Source organism: Microvirga aerilata (assembly GCF_016743775.1).
In the GTDB taxonomy this organism is placed as follows: domain Bacteria; phylum Pseudomonadota; class Alphaproteobacteria; order Rhizobiales; family Beijerinckiaceae; genus Microvirga; species Microvirga aerilata.
This window is the reverse complement of the sequence record NZ_JAEQMY010000195.1, coordinates 1-4,318: the sequence shown is the minus strand read 5'-3', so window position 1 is coordinate 4,318 and position 4,318 is coordinate 1. Positions and strand designations below refer to the sequence as shown.

General features: G+C 58.2%; 6 protein-coding genes. 4 read left to right on the top strand and 2 right to left on the bottom strand.

Annotated features, from left to right (window positions below; all coding sequences use genetic code 11):
* Positions 1 to 167: 167 nt before the first annotated feature.
* Positions 168 to 380 (bottom strand): hypothetical protein, encoded by a 213-nt coding sequence (locus JKG68_RS31255; protein ID WP_202066226.1) that lies wholly within the window; start codon positions 378 to 380, stop codon positions 168 to 170.
* 573 nt (positions 381 to 953) lie between these two features.
* Here JKG68_RS31255 and JKG68_RS31250 point away from each other — a divergent pair.
* The 4 genes from JKG68_RS31250 to JKG68_RS31235 all read left to right on the top strand — a co-directional run bounded on the left by JKG68_RS31250 (position 954) and on the right by JKG68_RS31235 (position 3,763).
* Positions 954 to 1,148 carry a hypothetical protein gene (locus JKG68_RS31250; RefSeq protein WP_202066222.1) on the top strand — a complete coding sequence of 65 codons (195 nt, stop codon included), beginning with the start codon at positions 954 to 956 and terminating at the stop codon, positions 1,146 to 1,148.
* Positions 1,149 to 1,361: 213 nt separating this feature from the next.
* Entirely contained in the window at positions 1,362 to 1,511 is a 150-nt protein-coding gene (locus tag JKG68_RS31245) for a DUF1127 domain-containing protein (protein ID WP_246516105.1), read from the top strand.
* A gap of 235 nt (positions 1,512 to 1,746) precedes the next feature.
* Positions 1,747 to 2,022, top strand: coding sequence for a hypothetical protein (locus JKG68_RS31240; RefSeq protein ID WP_202066220.1), 276 nt, complete (start codon positions 1,747 to 1,749; stop codon positions 2,020 to 2,022).
* Between the two features lie 748 nt (positions 2,023 to 2,770).
* Positions 2,771 to 3,763: a phasin family protein gene (locus tag JKG68_RS31235; protein ID WP_202066218.1), complete on the top strand. Its 993-nt coding sequence runs from the start codon at positions 2,771 to 2,773 to the stop codon at positions 3,761 to 3,763.
* Positions 3,764 to 3,861: 98 nt separating this feature from the next.
* Here JKG68_RS31235 and JKG68_RS31230 read toward each other — a convergent pair.
* Positions 3,862 to 4,318 (bottom strand): DDE-type integrase/transposase/recombinase (locus tag JKG68_RS31230; protein ID WP_202066216.1); only part of this gene is annotated, 457 nt, incomplete at its 5' end.

Sequence of the window (4,318 nt, the reverse complement as noted above, 5' to 3'; positions counted from 1 at the left end):
TCCTCTGTGAGGGCAAAGCGGGAGCGTTCACCGAAACCGATGCTCTTGACATTCAGCTTGTCGGGATGGCATAAGGAAAGTGTCACCTATTCCGAATGCCCACCCCTCGGTGGGTTTCCAAAGGCCCTCGAAGTGTCCAGCTTCGTGGGCCTTTTGCTTTGCCTGGTTTACGTCACGACATTTCGATCCTTTTGAGCGAACATGGTCTCAAGAGCGTGGGTGATGACCTCCTGGCGTGTCTTGAACTGGCCGCTCTCGACAGCTTGGTCGATGGCAGCTCCCAGGAGCCCAGGTATCCAGACGTTCAATTCCCGATCTCCCCGTTCTCGGCGAGACTTTCGGAAGCGTTGAACCCGCTCGATACCTTTCACGTCAGGCATGGCACTCCATCCATCGCACTTGTGACGTATCGAGAAATGCCCGATTCTGAGGTGGCTGTGGAGTCGGAGCGCAAGAATCCATTCACAATAGTTGGATTCTCCGTTGGAAAACTTCTTTGGCTTGAATCATTTAGCTGAAAAGCCGAGTCAATCCGCAGGTAAAAACCTGGTTCCAGGCGATTCGAAGTTACGCACTCGATTCTGAAGCGGCAGTCAAAGGGCAGGATTTCCAGCTGCTGTATCGCTGCTCGACTCTGCTGAGCTACGGGAGAGAAGCGTAAAGCTTCTAGCTCATGTAATTACAGAGATGAATATTTGAGAATGACTCTCGCTCGGCTCTTAGATCCGACCATGCTACAGCATCATAGCTCTACAGCATGATGGACGACGAAACCGGTTGCATGCCTGGACCCAAACTCTAGCTTGGTCAGTGCTGGGCCATCCCGGCACATAATCCAGGAGGGGAACACGGGCGAGTGGAAGACGATCTATGAGGACGAGGTTGAGGAGCGCTGGGTCACGGTTAAGGTCCATGAAAGCGAGAGTGATAAGGATGGGGATGAGGGTCCGGCTGTGCGCGTCACGGCAGCACCCATTGAAGGTGATCTAGAGCAGAATGGGGATGGACCGGCGCCTTTTGCAGGATCGAAGAGCGCGGATAACTCAGTCACGCTGGAGCCTAATCCGGTTGAGGATCTCAAGGAGGAGTTGATCGAAATCGGCTTCAGCCCAGTGGCGGCATGGATTGTGAGCAACGTTCCCGCGTGAATCGCGTCTGTTCCAAGCTCATTCCACATGGCAGGGGCGACCCTTTCCGGGTTTGTCTCGCGCTAGGTGCGCTGTAGATGACACCTCGTCCGCTATGGCCTTCTTGTGACGGGTTTCCTCCCAAGACTCGGCTACCCTGACAGGTGGCCTTTTTTCTTGCTGCCAGTTTGCGGCACCCTTCTGCTTGGGCAGGCTCGGTTTTGAGGTTGCGTCATGTTTTTTGTCTATCTTTCTTTCCAGCCTTCGTCGGTGGATCCGCGCTCGATGGCAGCACGACAGTTGTCAGCTCTGTCCAACCGCGAGCTTTCTGACATAGGAATCATCCGCGATGACATCGTTCACGTCGCGCGTTGGGGTCGCTAAGGTGCTGAAGGCGCCTGCGGCTGGCTGCTGCACTCACGAGACTGGGTGAGGTGACATGGATGGCAGTACATCCGTGCCCGTCCTTGTCCCTCGGGCCAAGCGGCCACAGCGCTGATCTAGCTTCCCTTATTGACAGGGCCATGACGGAGCGGCGAACTCGGCTTCGGTTGTCGTCTGGCGATTGTTCGCTAGTTGACATGTACGGGAACCACTTGCCTTCACGAGGACACAGAACATGGCGACACCACCGAAGAAAGGTGACGAGCAGACCGAAGATAGGGTTCAGGGCAGCACGCCCCAACTCGACCGCCTTGAAAGGCTTGCCAATACTGCAGCAACAGCTGCCCAGTCGAAACAGTGGCGAGCCCGCCAGAATGGCTTGCAGGAGCAGGAGGAAACCTCGGAAGTGCGTAACCTTACTCAAGATGCGGAAGCCAGAGCCCAAGCCGAAGCAGCAATGCGGCTGATGGGACCAGCGAAGCCGAAGAAGACGCCGCGGGGTCGGTGGTGAGGAGCACTTCTTCGTTCGAGACTCAAACCAGATACATGCTGTAGTGCTTTCCCCACCGGAGCACTACAGTGGGCGGGCGGCGGCTTCTCCTGATCCTATAGCGGGGAGGAGTGCCACCTTGGCAATCTGGCTTGGGCTCATGCACCCGCGTGGGAAACCGGACATTAAATTCGCATAAGGTAATTTATATAACCTGTGGTTGCGGAAAGCCCTGTCAGAACAAGCATGAGTGACAGTGCCGCCAGCACCGCTGTTTCGCCTTGAGCGGCGGCAGCGTTGCGACAAATCAACATAAGTTAAAGAAAAGTCACCGCTGTGTCGGGTTCCCAACAGACCAAACCGTTCGACCGCGTATGCTTCCGAGCTACACAAAACGAATAAGTCACGGGGGCACAACAACATTCATGGGTGAGCCAGCAGGCGTTTGCTCCGCATCCGGAGAAAGCTGGTATCGCCGCAGACCTTGTGGTGCCGAATGCCAGCCAAGAAACGATGCCCAGATTCGTCCAGGCGTCGGCGCGTTGCCCAACTGGAACAGCAGCTCAAATCCGTCGAGGCGCAGATTGCGTTGTTGGAGAAGGATGCAAGCCTCAATCTAACGGTGCAGGACCATTTTGTCCTGTGGAGACGGCCCAGCCTGTTTGCTCCTTTGCCATCCGGGATCCAGCACTGACGCCCATTTCCTTTAGCCCATTGCCGAGCGCCTGCCCTTCATGCAGCGCCCCACATTTCGTCAGGACGATTGATCATGACCAACGAACGCTTCAGCCGAGCACCTCCGGCCAAAGCCAACGAACTCTTCGACAAGCTCCTCGCCACATCCGACAAAGCCGTTAAGACGCGTGAGCGGATGCTTGCGGACCTGAGGGAGGAGCTCGATCTCCTGGCCAGCCTCCAGGAGCAGCATCTGTTCCCGATCCTGCGACAGCACGGGATGCACGATCTCGTGCGGGACGCCACTATCGACAATGACGAGACGCGTGCGTTGCTAGCCGAACTGGAGCACATGCCAAAGAACGACGGTGCATTTCTAAGCCGGATAGCCGAGTTGAGGAAGGTGTTTCAGCAGCACATCAGGGACGACCGGAAGGAGCTGCTTCCAGCCGTGCTCAAGGTCTTGAGCGATGAGGAAGCCAATGCTGTAGCCGAGAAAGTGGAGGACGACATGGCAAACATGGACGAGATAAAGCAAGCCGAGGCCAAGCAGGCGCGTGAGCAGGTTGGGGCTGTCCAGCGGGTGACGGAGGACGTGGCGGATACCGTGCGCGCCGGAGTGGAAGGCGCTCAAACTATGGTGCGAACCATGCAAGAGTCCGTGCAGAACAGCTTCGGGGCCGTCTCCGAAATGGCCCGCCGTTCGGCCGCCCAGCCCCTGCCGCCCTTCAATCGGTCCGGTGGCGATGCCCGGGACTTGGCGGGACAGGCCTCGGAGCACCTCCGTGCCGTTGCGCAATCGAGCACGGCTCTGGCCCGCGGCGTCCAGGATGTCTCCCGCGAGGTATTCGAGCTGAGCCAGAAGCGCCTTCAGACCAACCTGGACGGTCTGAACCAGCTTGCGCGCTGCCGGTCACTGGCTGACCTCGTTGCAGCCCAAGGCTCTCTCTTCCGCGAGAACCTGGAGCAGACCCTCAACAACAGCCGTCGTCTCGCCGAGATGACCATCCAGGTTGTCGACGAGGCAACGCGGACTGCCACCGTTCAGGCAGAGGGAACGGTCCAGCGACCGAGCCGCGCGGCCTGAAACCCCTGAGAGCTCTGGCGCTACTTTGAGGATGGCATTGTCAACTTGACACTGGATCGGCACAGCTGCCGCAAGTGCTGCCCTCAAGCCATTCCAGATCAGCCTACGAGGGCACTCCCGGTCGCATCGCGCCAGGAACTGAAAGCGCAATCGCGGGCCACGCGATACTCACTGGCGGAAAGGCGATGGCGGCGGAGTTGGAAGTGGTTGTGGATCGGAGTGTGAGTGGCGAGAAATTGCTGTGCGTGCCGGACTGACTTGAAGCTCCTCATGTGGTGCTCCTGCCGTCGGATGGGTTGGTGTGACACCTCACAGCGGTTGTTCAGATACCGGCTCTGCCGATGTTCCACGCCCGGCAGGATCTCGCGTTTGGCGGCCCCGTAGGATCCGAGTTTATCAGTCACGATCACCCTAGGCACATAGCACAGGACCTTCAGCAGCTTGCGAAAGAAGCGCTGGGCCGCTTTCGCGTCGCGGCGGCTCTGGACCAGCACATCGAGCACATTGCCGTGCTGATCAACGGCCCGCCAGAGGTAGTGCCGTTTGCCGCGGATG

Bases quoted from the DNA above. Each gene is read 5' to 3' on its own strand.
- JKG68_RS31255 (WP_202066226.1), bottom strand. From the start codon at position 380: ATGCCTGACGTGAAAGGTATCGAGCGGGTTCAACGCTTCCGAAAGTCT.
- JKG68_RS31245 (WP_246516105.1), top strand. From the start codon at position 1,362: ATGTTTTTTGTCTATCTTTCTTTCCAGCCTTCGTCGGTGGATCCGCGC.
- JKG68_RS31240 (WP_202066220.1), top strand. From the start codon at position 1,747: ATGGCGACACCACCGAAGAAAGGTGACGAGCAGACCGAAGATAGGGTT.
- JKG68_RS31235 (WP_202066218.1), top strand. From the start codon at position 2,771: ATGACCAACGAACGCTTCAGCCGAGCACCTCCGGCCAAAGCCAACGAA.